18 protein-coding genes are annotated in these 17,353 nt (G+C 26.9%); all 18 read right to left on the reverse strand.

Features of this window, described 5'->3' with window-relative positions; genetic code table 11:
• Positions 1-61: 61 nt before the first annotated feature.
• Complete coding sequence (locus WFJ11_RS06480; RefSeq protein WP_009355095.1) at positions 62-385, reverse strand: hypothetical protein; 324 nt, start codon at positions 383-385, stop codon at positions 62-64.
• An 8-nt stretch (positions 386-393) separates the two neighbouring features.
• Positions 394-1,794, reverse strand: a complete 1,401-nt coding sequence (locus tag WFJ11_RS06485) for a peptidoglycan D,D-transpeptidase FtsI family protein (protein WP_338817245.1) — start codon at positions 1,792-1,794, stop codon at positions 394-396.
• 9 nt (positions 1,795-1,803) lie between these two features.
• Entirely contained in the window at positions 1,804-3,063 is a 1,260-nt protein-coding gene (locus tag WFJ11_RS06490) for an FtsW/RodA/SpoVE family cell cycle protein (protein WP_293440363.1), read from the reverse strand.
• The gene (locus tag WFJ11_RS06495; RefSeq protein ID WP_004831845.1) at positions 3,056-3,562 is read right to left on the reverse strand and encodes an FHA domain-containing protein; all 507 of its coding nucleotides are present in this window, start codon (positions 3,560-3,562) and stop codon (positions 3,056-3,058) included. Before WFJ11_RS06495 ends, WFJ11_RS06490 begins: the two co-directional genes overlap by 8 nt.
• 98 nt (positions 3,563-3,660) lie before the next feature.
• Positions 3,661-5,181 (reverse strand): ATP-binding cassette domain-containing protein, encoded by a 1,521-nt coding sequence (locus tag WFJ11_RS06500; RefSeq protein ID WP_338817246.1) that lies wholly within the window; start codon positions 5,179-5,181, stop codon positions 3,661-3,663.
• A 297-nt stretch (positions 5,182-5,478) separates the two neighbouring features.
• A complete protein-coding gene (locus WFJ11_RS06505) occupies positions 5,479-6,417 on the reverse strand; it encodes an ATP-binding cassette domain-containing protein (RefSeq protein WP_338817247.1) in 939 nt (312 codons plus the stop codon).
• An 11-nt stretch (positions 6,418-6,428) separates the two neighbouring features.
• Positions 6,429-7,235, reverse strand: a complete 807-nt coding sequence (locus tag WFJ11_RS06510) for an ABC-2 family transporter protein (protein ID WP_323988195.1) — start codon at positions 7,233-7,235, stop codon at positions 6,429-6,431.
• Position 7,236: 1 nt separating this feature from the next.
• Positions 7,237-7,995 carry an ABC-2 family transporter protein gene (locus WFJ11_RS06515; protein WP_338817248.1) on the reverse strand — a complete coding sequence of 253 codons (759 nt, stop codon included), beginning with the start codon at positions 7,993-7,995 and terminating at the stop codon, positions 7,237-7,239.
• 205 nt (positions 7,996-8,200) lie between these two features.
• Complete coding sequence (locus WFJ11_RS06520; protein ID WP_338817249.1) at positions 8,201-9,130, reverse strand: hypothetical protein; 930 nt, start codon at positions 9,128-9,130, stop codon at positions 8,201-8,203.
• Positions 9,131-9,309: 179 nt separating this feature from the next.
• Positions 9,310-10,266 carry a hypothetical protein gene (locus WFJ11_RS06525; RefSeq protein WP_338817250.1) on the reverse strand — a complete coding sequence of 319 codons (957 nt, stop codon included), beginning with the start codon at positions 10,264-10,266 and terminating at the stop codon, positions 9,310-9,312.
• Between the two features lie 65 nt (positions 10,267-10,331).
• Positions 10,332-10,967 carry a hypothetical protein gene (locus WFJ11_RS06530; protein WP_338817251.1) on the reverse strand — a complete coding sequence of 212 codons (636 nt, stop codon included), beginning with the start codon at positions 10,965-10,967 and terminating at the stop codon, positions 10,332-10,334.
• A gap of 206 nt (positions 10,968-11,173) precedes the next feature.
• Positions 11,174-11,824, reverse strand: a complete 651-nt coding sequence (locus WFJ11_RS06535) for a hypothetical protein (RefSeq protein WP_323988190.1) — start codon at positions 11,822-11,824, stop codon at positions 11,174-11,176.
• Complete coding sequence (locus WFJ11_RS06540; RefSeq protein ID WP_009354923.1) at positions 11,824-12,321, reverse strand: tRNA (cytidine(34)-2'-O)-methyltransferase; 498 nt, start codon at positions 12,319-12,321, stop codon at positions 11,824-11,826. The genes WFJ11_RS06535 and WFJ11_RS06540 overlap by 1 nt, the downstream gene beginning before the upstream one ends.
• A 10-nt stretch (positions 12,322-12,331) precedes the next feature.
• Positions 12,332-12,988 (reverse strand): YoaK family protein, encoded by a 657-nt coding sequence (locus tag WFJ11_RS06545; protein ID WP_009354553.1) that lies wholly within the window; start codon positions 12,986-12,988, stop codon positions 12,332-12,334.
• A 127-nt stretch (positions 12,989-13,115) separates the two neighbouring features.
• The gene (locus WFJ11_RS06550) at positions 13,116-14,294 is read right to left on the reverse strand and encodes a DUF819 domain-containing protein (protein ID WP_009355067.1); all 1,179 of its coding nucleotides are present in this window, start codon (positions 14,292-14,294) and stop codon (positions 13,116-13,118) included.
• 187 nt (positions 14,295-14,481) lie between these two features.
• Positions 14,482-14,994 (reverse strand): GNAT family N-acetyltransferase, encoded by a 513-nt coding sequence (locus WFJ11_RS06555; protein WP_338817253.1) that lies wholly within the window; start codon positions 14,992-14,994, stop codon positions 14,482-14,484.
• Positions 14,995-15,031: 37 nt separating this feature from the next.
• Complete coding sequence (locus tag WFJ11_RS06560; RefSeq protein ID WP_338817254.1) at positions 15,032-16,564, reverse strand: ClC family H(+)/Cl(-) exchange transporter; 1,533 nt, start codon at positions 16,562-16,564, stop codon at positions 15,032-15,034.
• Between the two features lie 80 nt (positions 16,565-16,644).
• Entirely contained in the window at positions 16,645-17,352 is a 708-nt protein-coding gene (locus WFJ11_RS06565; RefSeq protein ID WP_313961186.1) for a pseudouridine synthase, read from the reverse strand.
• Between the last annotated feature and the right edge of the window lies 1 nt (position 17,353).

Raw genomic sequence — 17,353 nt, forward strand, 5'->3', positions numbered from 1 at the left:
CACTTTTTATCAATATTTTTATAAAAAAAAGAATGTTTGCACATTCTTTTTCAAAAAATTTTTATTCTATTGTATATTCAATCCAGCCTTCAGATTTTCTTTTGATTACCTCTCCAATTCCTGCTGAAACTATTTGAATATTTTTCTGTTCATAATTTGGTTTTAATCCATTTAAAGCATTTTTACATAGTTTAACTTGTAAACTCTCATCTTTAAAAAACTCATCTTCCTCTAAAAAATGTGTAACAACATTTCCGGCACAAACTATTTCAATCTCGCAAGTATCTCCCATTTCTTCACAATATCTTCTGTAATTTACTATTTTTGCCTTTAGTTTGTCTATAAGTTTTAACCTTTCAATTCTAAATAGCACCTTATAATTCATTCTTACTCCTAATATCCAAGTTCTATAGCTTTATTTACAAGTTTTTTTACAAGAGGAATCATTTCAGCAGCAATTTTGTTTTCTTCTTCAAAAAATGCAGTACAAACAATTGTAGGATTATCTACCGGATAAAAAACTGTTACCCAAGAGTGAATTTTATCCTTTGTTTTTTCTGCAGTTCCTGTCTTACCAGCAACTTTCTTTCCTTTTACAAATCCAACGAAATTTTTATCTCCTGAAGATTTCAAATAATCTTTCATTGTATCCATTACTTGTTTATCAGCAACTTTTGATAAAACTTCTGGTGAAATTTTTTCAATTATTTTTCCGCTTGGATCTAAAATTTCACTTACAATATGAGGCTTCATCATATTTCCACCATTGGCAATTGCACTTGTATACATAGCAACATGTAATGGAGTAACTAAGTCTTTTCCTTGACCAAAAGCACCAGTAGCAAGCTCTAAAGCTGTTGATTTCTCATTGTATGGTATTGGAGAAATTGCAGTTTTTAATTCAAAAGGAATTTCTTGACCAAACATAAATCTTTTACTTACATCAATCATTGAATCAACACCAATTTTTTGTACTTGATCTGCAAAATATGTGTTTGAGGATTTTACCAAAGCTTTTCTCAAATCTATATTTCCATTAGCTTCCTTTGCATAGTTATTTATTTTGTAATGGTCGATAGTTGTTGACCCCTTATCATTGTAATTTAAATCTTTTCCACTAAGCTTTTCAAGTAATGCCGTTCCTGTTATTAGTTTATAAACAGAACCTGGTGTAAAAAGGCCAGAAGTACTTCTTGCTAAAAGTGGAGCATTTTCTTCATCAGCAATAATATTTGCCCAATTAGATTCTATTGTATTCGGATCAAAAGTCGGCATATCAGCCATTGTAATTATTGATCCTGTTTGTGGATTCATCAAAATCATTGAGCCCTTATGACCCTTCAAAAGAGAAAGAGCATATTGTTGTAATTCCGTATTTGTAGTCAATTTTACTGAATTACCCTCTTTTTGATCAACCAAGATTTTCTTTAATTCTCCGATAGGAGTTTTATCTTGTTTATTTAAAAGAGTTGTATTAAATTTCTTTTCGATTCCCGTCTTTCCATACTTCTTACTATTATATCCAACAATATGGGCATAAGCTTCCCCATAAGGAAAGTATCTATATTTATCTCCTTTATCATCAGTTTTAGTTTCTGCTAAAATATTTCCATTAGAATCGAGAATATTTCCTCTTTTTAATTTATTATCATCAACCCAATTTCTTTTATTATCTTCATCATTTTTAAGTTTATCTGCTTTTGCAACTTGAAAATAAGTCATATATCCAAGAATTAAAATAAATAATAAACTTATAAATGTTAAAACTCTTTTATATCTTTTTATTTCAATCATAATATTCTCCTATATATTCTCTTCAGAGGCATACTGTAAAATTCCCAGAGCGATGAAACTTGAAAGAATTGAAGAACCTCCATAGCTGACAAAAGGAATTGTTATTCCTGTAAGAGGAATAAGCTTTAGAATTCCTCCGAACATTATCAAAGACTGAAAAGCGAAAATTAATGAAAGACAAAAAGCTACATATTTGTAGAATTTATTATGTTGTTCCATAGAAGTTTTTAAGCCTCTATATGTTAAGATTAAGAACAACATAACTACTCCCATTCCCATTAAAATTCCCATTTCTTCACAAATACTTGCAAATATATAGTCACTTTCTGCAAATGGAATATAATCAGGTCTTCCAAGTCCAAGACCTTTTCCAAAAAATCCACCACTTGCAATCGCATAGAAACCTTGAATTATTTGATAGCCCATTCCGTCGGCATATTTAAAAGGATCTAGCCAGATTTTTACTCTTACCTTAACATGAGTAAACAAAACATACCCCAAAATTGCTCCAAAAGAAAGAACTAAAAGATTCGCAAGTATATACTTTCTATGTGGTTCGTACATATACTGTGCAAAGATAAACACCCCTGAAAACACAAGTACAGTCCCTAAGTCTTTTTGTAAAAATAGAAATCCTAAAAATGTGTAGAAAAAGAAATGTAAACTATATTTTTTAAAAATATCTTTTTCAAACTTTTCTCTATTTTTATAATAAGCTGCAATGAGGAAAACAAAAGCAATCTTTATAAGCTCAGATGGTTGGAAAGCAAAATTTTTCCCCAATCTTATCCAGTTTTTTGCCCCATTAATTCTACTGCCCAATAGGAATGTTGCAATAAATAAAAGATACGAAATTCCAGCATAAAAATAGTACATTTTGCTCCAGATTCTTATATATTTTAAAATTAAATATATAACCCAAAAGGCTACAATGCCTATACAAAACCAAATAATTTGTCTATATGCCAATTTATTATTCAGCCTGTAAATTTCTAAAATTCCAATAGAAAAAAGCATATTTGCAATAAGCATTATATAATAATCGCCTCTAGTAAACTTTTGTACCAATTTTCCAGAAATATATACAAAACCAATCAAGGCAATCATAAAAAACAACTTAGTTTTGTCAAAATTCGCAAAATCCCTAGCCATAATTAGAAATAGCCCTAAAATCTGAAAGAACAACAATAGTCCCTGAATGCTCTTTGTGCTGACATAGGAATTTACATTTAAAGTTCTAAATCTTGACTTTAATTTTTTACTAATCATCATCAACTTCCTCATTTACAAATAAGAACTCAATTCGACCAACGTCAATCAAATCCTTATCTTTAAGTTCAATAGCCTCTGTAATTGGTTCTCCATTAAGTAAAGTCCCATTTGCAGAGCCTAAATCTTCAATATAATAAATTCCGTCTTCTTTAATAATTCTCATATGTTTCTTAGAAATAAATTTATCATTTATTACAATATCATTAGAATCACCACGACCTAAAGTTGTCTCATTATTTATATAATAATGTTCATGAACTTTAAAAGGAAGACTTTCCTTTCTGTTTATAAGTTTTAGATAGGTATTAGAAACCTCACTCATTTCACTTGTTGTGCTAATATCAAAATATATCATTTTAATTATATTATAAATAAAATAATAGATAATAATTACAAAAATATATTTAAAAATAATTGCCATTAAATCATATAGCTTTAAATTTCCAAAGGTTTCAACTGAAAAAATACCCTCCAAAATATCAAAAATTTTATCCATATATCCTCCGCTTTTATGTTAAAATCTGATTTTATCAAACTTTATTTTACCATAAATACAAAAAGTAGTCAAAATTTTGCTAAAATGTATTTTCTCTTTTAAATTACTAGTTCCAATCCATTTTTGGTAAGTTTGTAAACTTTATCACAAACCTCATTAATATATTTTTTATCGTGAGAAACTGAAATTATTGAACCTTTATATGATTTTAATAATTTTCTGATTTCAACTGAGGAAAAAGGAGATAAATTTCTCGTAGGTTCATCTAAAATCAAAACTTCAGGATTTTCTAAAATCATTTTTAAAAAGTAAATTTTCGCCTTTTGTCCTCCTGAAAGTGATTTTAAATTGTGAAACATCTCATCAGGAGTAAACTTCATTGAACCCAAAAATGTTCTAATCTTTGTAGTTTCTTCCTTTTCATAAGTCTTACTCAAATAATCTATAATACTCATATCAACATTCATTTTATCATCATAATTCTGAGGCATATAGGCAATCTTTACATTTTTCTTTACATTTTTCAAAATTATCTTTAAAAGAGTTGTCTTTCCTATTCCATTTTCTCCGATTATACAGATTTTATCAGTACCAAATACCTTTAATTCCAAATTTTCACTCAAAATTTTAGAACCGATGACAAGTTTTTCCAAATTCAAATCTAAAATTTCCTTTTTTGTTGAATAATTTACATTTTCATCAAATTTTACAAAAATAGATTCTTCATAATCGGGAAAATCAAGTAAATTCTCCTTTTCTTTTTCAAGTTTTCTACCGATAGATTTTACAGTATGCATTTTTATTTTCAGCTCTGTCCCCCAAAAATCATTTTTTGTACTTCTGATTTCATGTTGCACTCTTTCATATATTTTCTGATATTTTCTTTGTTTCTTATCAAATTCTTCTCTTTGTTTTTTTGCAATTCTCTCCTGTCTTTCAATAGCATTACCTCTGTTTTCAACATAATTTTCATAATCCAACTTTTCAATTGAAATCTTTGGCTTTTTCTTTCTCATAAGTTGCTCAATATGAATAATTACATTTGCACAATTTTCAATCAAATCCTCATCGTGAGAAATAAAAATTATTGGAATATCAATATTTTTTATAAAATTCTTAAGCCATTCAATAGAATTTATATCCAAATCATTACTAGGCTCATCCAATAAAAGACAAGTCGGTTCTTTCATAAGTTCGCAAAGCAAAATAAATTTAATTCTTTCTCCACCTGATAATTCACTTATCTTTTGCTTTTCATTTATTAAATTTTCATCAAAATTTAACTCCTTTAACAATTTATAAAATAAATTGTAGTCAAAAAATTCTTCTTTAATCTTATTTTCAAGATAATACTTTGTTGAAAAATCTAAAATATTGGTTTCCAAAATCTGTGGTAAATATCCAATAACTTCATTAGACTTATTTATATATCCACTTATTTCTGCATATTCTTTTAAGCCCTCATCATCAACTATCGCCTTTAAAATACTGGACTTTCCATTTCCCTCTTCTCCGATTATACAAACTTTCATTCCATTTTCTAAAGAAAAACTAAAATTTTCAATTACTGTTCTTAAATCTTTCACTAAATATATCGTTAAATTTTTTATACTAAGCATATATCCTCCTAAATTAAGCCACAAAAAAATGGCAATCTACTTATTGCCATTTCAACATTCATTTTGCAACTCAAAAAGGAGTCCTACAAAGAACACAAAAAGGAATGCATAACTAAAATGGCAACAAAAAACTAAGCTCTAAAAAGCTATTAAATTTCTGTCTCATAATAGTTATCTAATTAACATTCCTTCCTCCTGAATTTTTTATTAATTTTTGATATATCTCTACATCACTTAAATTTTAACACAAACAAATTAAAGTGTCAAATTATTTTTTATTTTTATCTATTAAATCCTCTACTTTACTATTTGTAACAAGACATTTTCTAAACTATTCTGACTAAATTCTATATTCAACAAGTTATTGTCATTAGCCAAAAGTCTAATTAAATTTGATCGACTAAAAGATGCAATCACTGATAATTCTATAAAATTCTCAGCCTGTTTTATAATAATTATCTCATTTCCTATATATTCTTTTATATTATCAAATTTAAACATCCCATAAAAGTTTATTTTAACATTGGTTCTTTCTAAATCCTTATTAATAATATTTTTTATTTTATCTCTTAAGATAACTCTTCCCTTTTCTAAAAAAAGCATCTCATCACACATTTGAACCAAATCTTCAATATCATGACTAATCAAGAATAAAGTAACGTCATTTTCTTCTATATATCTATTCAGATATTCTATAATTTTGGCTTTAGATTTAAAGTCTAAACCTAAAAAAGCTTCATCATAAAATAAAATTTTTGGACTATGAATTAATGATGCAATTATTTCAATTTTAATTCTTTGTCCCAAACTAAGTTTTCTAACTTGTCTATTAACAAAACTCTCACAATTTAATTCAGCTATACTCTTATCTATAATCTTTTTTGCCTCGAATTTATTTACTCTGTATAACTTAGAAAAAACTTCAAAATTTTCCAAAGGAGTTAAATCCTGCCACAATCCACTTCTTTGTCCCCAAATCACTGAAATATTTTTTACATATTCCTTTCTATCTTTAATAGGATTAAATCCCATAACATTTATCTTTCCCTCATTTGCACTCAAAACTCCTGATAACAATTTAATAAATGTTGATTTTCCCGAACCATTTAATCCACAAATTGTAATTTTTGAACCTTTTTTAATGGATAAATTTTCTATTTCAATATTATAATTTGATAATTTTTTTCTAAAAAAAGATTTATCATATGAATACTTTAAATTGTTTATTTCAATCATAATGCTAACTCCTAATTTCCTTTACTAACATAAAATCTTCTTAAAATTTTTATAAATATTTTTTTTATGATATACAAATAACTTATCGAAATCAACAATGAAATAAAAATCGAAAGAATAATACTTCCATAAAAATCACAAGCAAAAATTTTATTCATTGGTATATAATAACAAAAATATATTGGTATAAAATAAATCAAAAAAGTTTGTACCATCTTATTCAACATATTTGTAGGTATATAAGAAATAAAAGCTGTCTTATCTACAAGTATTTCTGATATTAAATTCCTTTTTTTAAAAATAAGTGTAAAAATTGAAGAAAAAATAAGTAAAGAAATGAAAAGTAAAACAACGGATATTACTATAAATAGTATAAAAACACTAACATATAATTTATTCATTTCAATATTTAATTTTGAGATAGATAAAACAAGTAAAAATATGTAAGAAATAATTCCAGAAAGTCTTCTCAAGAAAAATTCGTTACCCATAATCTGTAAAAAAACACCTAAAGGTTTAACAAGAATTATGTCTAAAGAACCATTTTCAATATAATTGTGAAAATTATCAAATCCTCTTGCAATCATTCTTGCAAAATCATAAGATAACATAATAATCGCATACCCTATAAAAATATTATATTGAGTCCAATTTCCTAAATTTCCAAATTTTTTTATTAGTATATCAACAGCAATTATAGGAATAAAGGCATATATAGACCAAATTATTAACTGAACAAAAAAATCCAGCTTGTACTTTAATTGGCATTTTATACTAATTTTTATTAAAATAAAATAATCTTTTAATGCCTGTAACATCTTAACCCCCTATATGTCTTTGAAATTTTAATATTTTTTCACTTATAATTAAATTAACTACATAGAATAACAAAATCCATATAATTTGACAAAGCATCAAATTATTTCCGTTTTGTGAACCAAATAATAATTGAATTGGCGTATTTACTATTGATGCGAAAGGTAAATATTGTATAATTCTTATATATGCATCAGGCAAAAAAACAATTGGAATCATACTACCTGAAAGCAATGCACATACCGAATGAAATAAGGCTTTTATTGCACTATTTTTTTGTGTAAAAACAGTTAAACTATATATAAAAATTGTAAATTCTGTCGCTAAAATTAAACTTAATATATAACTTAACAAAAATATAATATAATTCAAATGTATTCCTGAATTCAAAAAAAACAAAGCACAAACAATTGGAATAAAGCTATAAATTACTCCAAAACTTACCGAAAAAGATAATTCTTCAAAAATGAATTGTGATATATATCTCAAAGGTCTAATTGCATATACTATGTAATCTCCATTAATAATTTTATCAGAAAATATGGGTGTACGATATATTGAACATGTGATAGAAATATATGATGAAAAAACAACATATATAATAATTTTAAAATCACTATACATATTATTTTGAAATGCATAAATAACTGATAATTGTAAAAAAACATTTACAAAAATCATCAAAAAAGCAAAAAAATACATTCTCTTATAATTTTTAATTGTTAAAATTGATGCTAAAAAATATCCCCTCAAAATTTCCACTCCAATTATAAAAAAATTGAGACCTAATCATAGCCTCATTTTTAGTGTTTATATATAATTGCTAATGACATAGAATTATGTTCTTTACACTAATATCAAGCTAAATTATACAATTTATTAATATGAAAGTCAATACATAATAATATTAGAATCTGTAATAATGATTATACAAAAAAATGGCAATCATTAAATTGCCATTCTATAATTATTTTTTAGGAACTTCAACAGTTGATGAAGATTTGATAGTTTTAATAGCTTGTTTTGCTATTTCAATCATATCTTGTTCTGTTAGATATCTTGCCTTTCCAGTCTTTTCATATGGACCATAAGGAAAAACTTTATATTCAAAACGCATTTTTAAAAGTGCTTTATCACTGATTTCATATGTCAAGCTAAATTCTGAATCATATCTTTCTTTAGGCTTGTATTTATTATATGATTGATATGATATTGAAGCTCTATGTTCTCCGCTTTCAACAATAGGAACTCTAACCCATTCTTTGCGTGCTTCTAGAATTTTATCACTTTCTTCTAGATGGACATCATATGCATTTTTATCTACTGTTCTATGAATTGAAATACCATGAGTAATTTGCGCATTCATTTCTTTATTTCCTGTATAAAAATATCCTTCTCCGCCACCGCCTGGACTAGAAAAAACATATTCATTTTCTTTAATTAAAGGTGCAATATCTTTAATAAGGACATCCGCTTTTCTATCTTTACTTGGGTCAATTTGCTCTCTAACTGTTTTACCTTCATTTGTATTTTGTACAATAAAATGATTGTTAGTAATAGTGTCATTAGGTAATTCAATTTCGACAGTAGCTACAAAATTTCCCGGAATAACATTTCCTGCAATATTGTCATGATAACCCAATCTAATAACTGATGTTTCTGTTTTGTTAAAAGGCCATTCTTTTTCGTTTTTTTCAAATGTTGAACCTTCTTTTTTAACTTTAACAGCATTTTTTTCATCATCATCTAATTCTTGTTCGTTTTTACTTTTAGAATCATCTTTTTTTGTTTCTTCTTTTTGAGTAGAATTTTCAGAAGCTTTTTCTTTTGGTTTTGAACAGCCTACAAATGCTAATAAGGCTAATCCACAAATAAGTATTTTTCTAAAATTTTTCATATAATACCTCCGTTATTTTAATATTATAATCTAAAAAAAAATTATAGCACAAAAGAAATAAAGTGTCAAAATAAACTTTAAATATAATTATTTTATATTTAGTATTAAATTTTTAGAAAAATAAACACAAAAAATGGCAATCATTAAATTGCCATTCTATAATTAGTTTACATCGTATTTTATTTATAATCAACTTTTGTAGTTGATGTGGATTTGATAGTTTTAATAACCTGTTTGCCTATTTCAATCATATCTTGTTCAGTTAAATGTCTAGTCTTTCCTCGATCGTGATATAGACCTGTTGGTAGTAATTGATACCAAAATTCAAGATGTAAAGTTGAAATATCATCAATTTCATATGCAAAATAAAAATGTGAATCTGTTCTTACTTCGGGATTAACTTCATTATAAGCCTTATAGTATATTGATGCTCTATGCTCTCCACTTTCTACAACATGTGCTAATGCCCACTGTTTTTCTTTTTTCATCTCTTCAGCACAATCCGCAAGATAAGTATCATAAGCATTTTTATCTTTGGTCCTATTAATAAAAATACCATAATCAACCATAGCATTAAGTTTATCATTCCCAGTAAAAAACGAATGTGATGGTAAACCTCCAGTTGCAGGCGAATCAATATACTCATCAGGCTTTATTACAGATGCAATATCTTTCACAGTAACAGCATCGTCTTTACCTTTACTATCATCAATGTCATCTCTACCTAATTCATGTTTGCTTTTTTTTAGAATATCAGTTGAATTGTACATTAATGTATCATTAGGCAATTCAATATCTACAGTTACTAAATATTTTCCATCTATAACTTTGCTTGCACTATTAAAATCATATCCAAATGTAAGAACAGATGTTTCAGTTTGATTAAAAGGCCATTCTTTTTCGTTTTTTTCAAATGTTGAGCCTTCCTTTTGCACTTTTACAGCATTTTTTGCGTATTCATCCATTTTCTTTTCTTCTTCAGTTTTTTCTTCATCTTTTTTTGCTTCTTCTTTTGTTTCTTCTTTTGTCTCTTCTTTTTGTGTAGAATTTTCAGAAGCTTTTTCCTTTGGTTTTGAACAGCCTGCAAATACTAATAAGGCTAATACACAAATAAGAATTTTTTCAAAATTTTTCATATAATACCCCCGTAATTTTAATATTATATTTTACAAAAAAATTATAGCATAAATGAAATAAAGTGTCAAAATGAATTAAAGCAAATAAGTATTCCTGCTATTATAAGCACTAAAAAGATTACCAAAATAATATTTTTTCTTTTGGTTTTTTTATCTTCGTATTCATCAGCAGATTTTTCAAAATCTTTAAGTATATCTCTAGGAATTGAAATTCTATTTACTTCTTTTTTTGCTCCGTCTTTATAAGTATAGTAAAGTTGTTCTCCATCTATCATTTCATAGGAATAGTTTCCAATACTATAACCACTTGTATAATCAGACAAACTAGAATTTGATTCAGGGATAATACTTTTTTCTGTAAACATCTCTGGATCTAAATTATCAACTAAAGTTTTTGCTTTTTCTAAATCAAAATTATATTTGTTTTTTACATACTTTACAGCTTCTTCTTTTCTATTTTCTCTTATCAAAGCATATAAATCATTATCATATATCCTAGAAATAATTGAATTTTTAAACATATCGTGAAAGTCTTCTTTTGATAATCCATGGTTTTTTCCTTCAAAATATTCCAAGGTTTTTGTCATCTTGTCAACTGTTTCTTTTGCGTCTTTAAAATCCATATTATATTTATTTTTAACATACTTTACAGCTTCTTCTTTTCTTTTTTGTTTTAATAAATCATATAATACTTTGTCCATTACTCACTCCGATATAATCTAAGTAAATTTTCAAACTTTTTAAATTTCGAAAAATATTCTACATTATCGTAGGTTATTTTTACTTTTTGTATTTGCAAAATAAATATTTGAATTTGGATTTTTTCGTAAAAAACTTTGATTTCTTCAGACAAAAAGTTTTAACTTATCTTAATAATCAAAGCTTATTCTTTTTAGAATGTCAAATTTTAATTAAAGTAAATAAGTATTCCTGCTATTACTATAATTAACAGAATCCCCAAAATAATATTTTTTCTTTTTGTTTTTCTATCTTCATATTCTTCTGAGGATTTTTCAAAGTTTTGTTCAAAGCCTTTTAGTATATCTCTAGGAATTGCAGTCCTATTGACTTCTCTTTTTTCTCCATCTTTATATACATAGTAATGTTGTTCTCCATTTCTCATTTCATAGGAATAGCCTTCACTAGTATAATCATTTCCATAATTAGAATTTATTGACTTTGATGCAGAAATGATATTTTTTTCTGTAAATGTCTTTGGATCATTTATATCTAAACTATCAACTATATTTTTTGATATTTTTAAATCAAAATTATATTTTTCTCTTACGTATTTTATAGCATCTACTTTTCTATTTTCCTTTACCAAAGCATATAAGTCATCATCAGATATTTCAGATTCCTCTAAACTTCTATTTTTATACAATAAATCTTCTTCTGATAATTCAAGATTTTTCTCATCAAAATATTCAACTTTTTCTATCAACTTATCAACTGTTTCTTTTGCACTTTTAAAGTCCATATCATATTTATTTCTAACGTACTTTACAGCTTCTACTTTTCTTTTTTGTTTTAATAATTCATATAATTCTTCGTCCATTATTCACTCCAATTTAATCTATGTAGATTCCCAAACTTTTCAAGTTCTGAGAAATCTTGTTGCCTTAGCGCTTCATATAAAACTATTCCAACCGAATTTGATAAATTTAGGGAACGAATTTCTCCCCACATCGGTATCCTTACACAATGTCCTTCGTTTTTAACTAAAATTTCTTCAGGTATTCCTTTACTCTCTTTCCCAAACATAATATAATCATTTGGAGAATATTCTACCTTATCATAGGTTCTTTTTGCCTTTGTGGTTGCAAAATAGATATTCGCATTCGGATTTTTTTCATAAAAATCTTCAATATTTTCATAGACAAAAAGTTTTAACTTATCCCAATAGTCAAGTCCTGATCTCTTTACCATTTTGTCATCAAGTGAAAAACCTAAAGGCTTTATCAAATGTAATTTAGTGTCGGTTGCGACACAAGTTCTTCCAATAGCTCCAGTATTAAAAGGAATTTCCGGTTCTAATAAAACTATATTAAACAAAATATCCTCCTTATTTTTCTCTATCTATAAACATAATAAATACACAAATAATAAGCGAAAAAGCACTTAGTAAAATAGTTTTAAATCCTAAAATATTACTAAATTTACTACCTATAATCGCCCCAATAATAAAACATAATATAACTCCAAAATACATTAAACTATATTCTAAAAACTTTTTATTTTTTGTATAAAAATACTCAGCTAAATTGTGAGTTCCACCTCTTAAATTTCCAATACACATTGTTGTAGAAAAATCTATTCCACGTACTTTTTTAAAACTTTGAACTTGTATTCCACAAGCAAAAGATGTCATTGCATTTGCTGTTTCGTTCATATTTTCGGGAATAAAAGCCACACAAATAAGTAAAAATATCTCAAAAATAACGGCATTTTGTCGCCAATGTAATTTATAATCCCCTTTTTTTCTAAATAAATCAGCTAAAAAAATTCCAAGAGTAAAAAATGATATTGGAAAAGCATATTTTAAGCACATTGCCCAATTTCCTTGAGAAGCATGAACACCTAATAACAGCATATTTCCAGTTTGTGCATTTGCAAAAACTTGTCCTCTTAAAAGGTATGAATATGCATCCATAAGTCCACCGCTTAATGCTAAAAATATTGCAACTTCAATCGATTCGGACATTTGTATTGCTTTTTTCATATAAAACTCCTTCTCAAACATTCACAAAATAGTATATACCAAAAAAACTTTTTTTACAAGTTTTTATTATCTGTATTTTCACAAAAAAGAATGGTCTATAAAATAGACCATTCCATTAAAACAATTTTTAAGCTAACATCGTCAAGAATTTTGCAACTCCTATACCAAAGAAAGTTCCCGTTATAACCCCAATTAATGCCATTAATACAGCTATTGGAACCAATGATTGTGAATATGCCGCTGCAAGTACTGGTGAAGAAGCTACTCCACCTATATTTGAAAGAGAAGCTATACCACAAGTAAATAAATCAAGTTTGAATACTTTTCCAATTATAGCCATCAAAATTCCATGAATTATAAGGATTACAAAACCTGCTAAAATATATGCTGGAGCTTGAGTAAGTTCTAAGAAATTTGCATTTGATGCAATTAATCCTATTAGCATATATAATAGGACATTTGAAACTTCAGGAGAACCTGGAATTCTTGCAAGTGGTGTCATTGCGAAAATAACTCCTAAGATTGTAGTTATGATTATAGTCCAACCTGTTGCTCCCATAAATGCAAGTGCAGGAATTTTTACCAATTCATTTCCCATTATTGTTGTAACTGCTGTAACTCCAAGTGCAACACTCAATAAGAAAAATATATCTTGGAAAGTTATCTCTTTACTTATTGATGAAAATTTTGCAGTTAAATGTTCATTAATATTATCAATTTTTGAAGTATCAGCCTTTGTCCACTTGTTAAATTTATCTGCAAATGGAACTAAGAATAATAGGAACATTATCCATATTGAATAATCTATTGAGTCAATCAATAGTGTATAACCCATTCCTGAGCCTTCAAGTCCTACTGCCTGTTGTACCGCAACCATATTTTGTGTTCCACCAACCCAACTTCCAGCTAGTGCTCCAAAAGTTAAAGGTGCATTTGATGCTAGGTTTCCCTTGAATATAAGAAATGCCACAACAAAACCAATCATTATAGTAAATGTTGCAGTAAAAAATGAAATTATCATTCTAGGGCCTAATTTTGCTATATCTCTAAGGTCAGCTCTCAACAACATTAAAAATATCATTGAAGGTAATATTGCATCTTTTAAAACACTTCTAGCTTTAGATACACTTTCTACGTTCATATCCCATACACCTAATGTTGATAAAATCATAGCACCAAAATAGATTATAACCAATGCAGGAATATATTTAAAAAATACTCCATTTTTAAACTTCTTTTCCAAGTAAATCACTATACCTGAAACAAAAAATAACAGTGCAACAAATTGAAATCCATCTGTAATCATAAAAAACCTCCTAAAATATATTTTCAATAAGAAAAAACCAAAAAATATTTTTGATGATTATTTTCTTATTAATTTTATTTTATCACTATAGGCAATCGTTGTCAAATATTTGATAATAAATATCTATTCTCGTTTTGCTTTACTGCACAAAAAAATGATTAGACTTTAATCTAATCATTTTAAAAAACTATTTATTTAAACATAATATAATTGACGTTTCATAGTCTCCATTAGGATATTCAAATGGATTTATTAAATCTTTAAATCCTAGTTTATGATAAAAATTAATTATTTTATCATTATTAAATTTCTTAGTGGATAATAAAATTTTATCTCCTTCAAAATTTTCAATAAGACATTTCATCAATTTTTTCCCATATCCTTTACCTTGATATTTTTCAATAACTGCTAATTCATTAAGTTCAAAAGTGCCTTTATACCAATCAATTCCACTTGGTAACTGTGAATCCACTTGCATTGCCCACCAATTTTCTTTTAAAAAGTCAAAGCCATATACAAATCCGATTAACTTATCATCCTCAAAGGCTCCAACAATTTTTATATTATTTTTTAAACTACCGTCAATTCTAGTAATTAAAAAATTAGCAGAAAAATCATCAGTTTTAAAAACTTCTTTGTATATATCGGAAATTTCTCTTTTATATTTTTCAATTTCTTCTAAAGTTAATAATTTAATCATAAGACCCCCTAACAATTCTAAAAGTATTCTTTATTTTTTAATTATTTTGGCAAATTTTTTGTAATGCGTTAAATGTATCAAATAATTTATTTTCACTTACGAGTACATTTATAACATCCCCATTTATTATTGTAGTTTCCCCATTTGGTATTATTTCTTCAACTCCTCTGTCAATATTTACAATTAACATTCCCTTTGGAAATTCTACTTCTTTTATTTTCTTGTTTTCTATCTCACTTCCGATTTCAACAACTATACTCATAGTCATTTTTTCTCCATCTTTTGAACTTGCAATATGTTCTCTTTCCATTAATCTTTCTAAAAGATATTCATAAATAGGTAATGATTTTAAATAATTAGGTATGGAATAAGTTATAAGACAAACTATTGAAAGAGGCAATAAATAGGAAAGATTACCAGTCATTTCAAAGATTAAAATTATTGAAGTAAGTGGTGCTCTAACTATTGCAGTCAAATATCCTGCCATTCCAAGAATAATAAAACTATTTATATAAATTGGATCTATGATTTTCCCAAAAATTGTTCCGATTGTAGCTCCTAAAACTAATATCGGAAAGAAAATTCCACCTGGAACTCCTGAACTAAAGCAAATTATTGAGAATAATAATTTTACTATAAAAAGTAAAATCAACATATAAATTGGAAAATCAACAGTTTGTAACTCTTTCATCAAGAAACCGCCACCACCTAATAAATTAGGTGTAAATATTAAAATTACTATAGGTAATAGAAAATATGGAATTAATTTAAATTCTTTCCTTAACTTAAGTCCGTCTTGAACTTTCATAAAAAATTCCATCAAAAATATATAGAGAACTCCTAAAAGTGATAATACCACTGCAAATAAAATCAAAGTCCAGTAATTTACTAATGGCAATTTTTCAGACAAATTAAAATTAAAGACAGTTTCTGTTCCATATAGTATTTTTGAAACTAAATCCGAAGTTATTGTTGCTGCCATACAAACTACTAAAAGTTTTTTACTAATATGTCGATGTACTTCTTCAACTGCAAATAAAATTCCTGCAACAGGTGCATTAAATGCAGCAGCAAGTCCTGCACTTGCTCCACAAGTTATTAAAAACTTTTCAACTGTTTTGTTTTTCTTTAATTTTCTTGAAACTAATTTTCCACTCATTGCCCCTATTTGAATTGATGGACCTTCACGACCAACTGAAAAACCTGCCAAAGCAGTTAAAGCTCCTCCAAAAATTTTTGCCAATAAAACTCTTACTGGATTAGGATTAATATATCCCTTTATTTCCGCTTCAACTTGTGGTATTCCTGAACCCCCACAAAATCTTGACATACTCTTAATCTTTGTAACTAAAAAAGAAATAAATATAAGTGCTATAAAGATAATCGGATAAATATAAAAATGACTTCTACTTATATTTATGATTCCTCCTATAATTATTTCTATTCCATGAATAACATAACGATAGAAGCTGGAAAATCCACCCGCAACAATCCCTACTAAAATTCCATAAAACAGTAATTTTAAATCCTCTTGTCTATGATTATTACTAACATTCTCTATACTTTTCATAAAAACTCCTAAAATAAATATCTTATAATTATTTTATCACAAAAATAACAATAAAAAAAGTTTTGACAACAATCAAAACTTTATCTAAATATTTCTTCTAATTCGCTATTTGTAATTTCTCGATACTCTCCAAGTTTAAGACTATCGTCTAAATTCAAATTTCCAATGCACACTCTTTTGAGTTCAACAACTTCATTTCCCACATATTCCAACATTCTTTTTACTTGATGAAATTTTCCTTCGGAAATAGTAAGGTAAATTTCTTTTTCTGAAATTTTTTCAACCTTTGCATTTTCTGTTGTAAAATCTTCTTTTTCAAAGTAAATTCCATTTTCAAGACTTTCAATCTGTTCACTTGTAATATCATCTCTTAAAGTAACAAAATATTTTTTATTTACTTTTTTCTTTGGATTTGTTACATTGTAGGAAAATTTGCCGTCATTTGTTAAAATCAAAAATCCTGTCGTATCTATGTCAAGTCGTCCAACGGGAAATAATTCCATATTAGAGTACGGAAATTCTAATAAATCTAAAACTGTAGGAAGTTTTGTATCAAAGGTTGCACTGATAAAGTCCTTTGGTTTATTCAACATCAAATAAGTAAATTCCTTATAGATTACTCTTTCATCATCAAACAAAATTTCATCTTTTTCAATGTCAACCTGTGTATTTGGATTTTTTTCAATCTTTCCATTCAGCTTAACTCTACAAGTTTTTAAAAACTTTTTAACTTCACTTCTTGAGCCAATTCCCATATGACAAAGGAATCTATCAATTCTAATCTTCATT

The sequence above is a fragment of the Parvimonas micra genome (genome assembly GCF_037482165.1).
Taxonomy (GTDB): domain Bacteria; phylum Bacillota; class Clostridia; order Tissierellales; family Peptoniphilaceae; genus Parvimonas.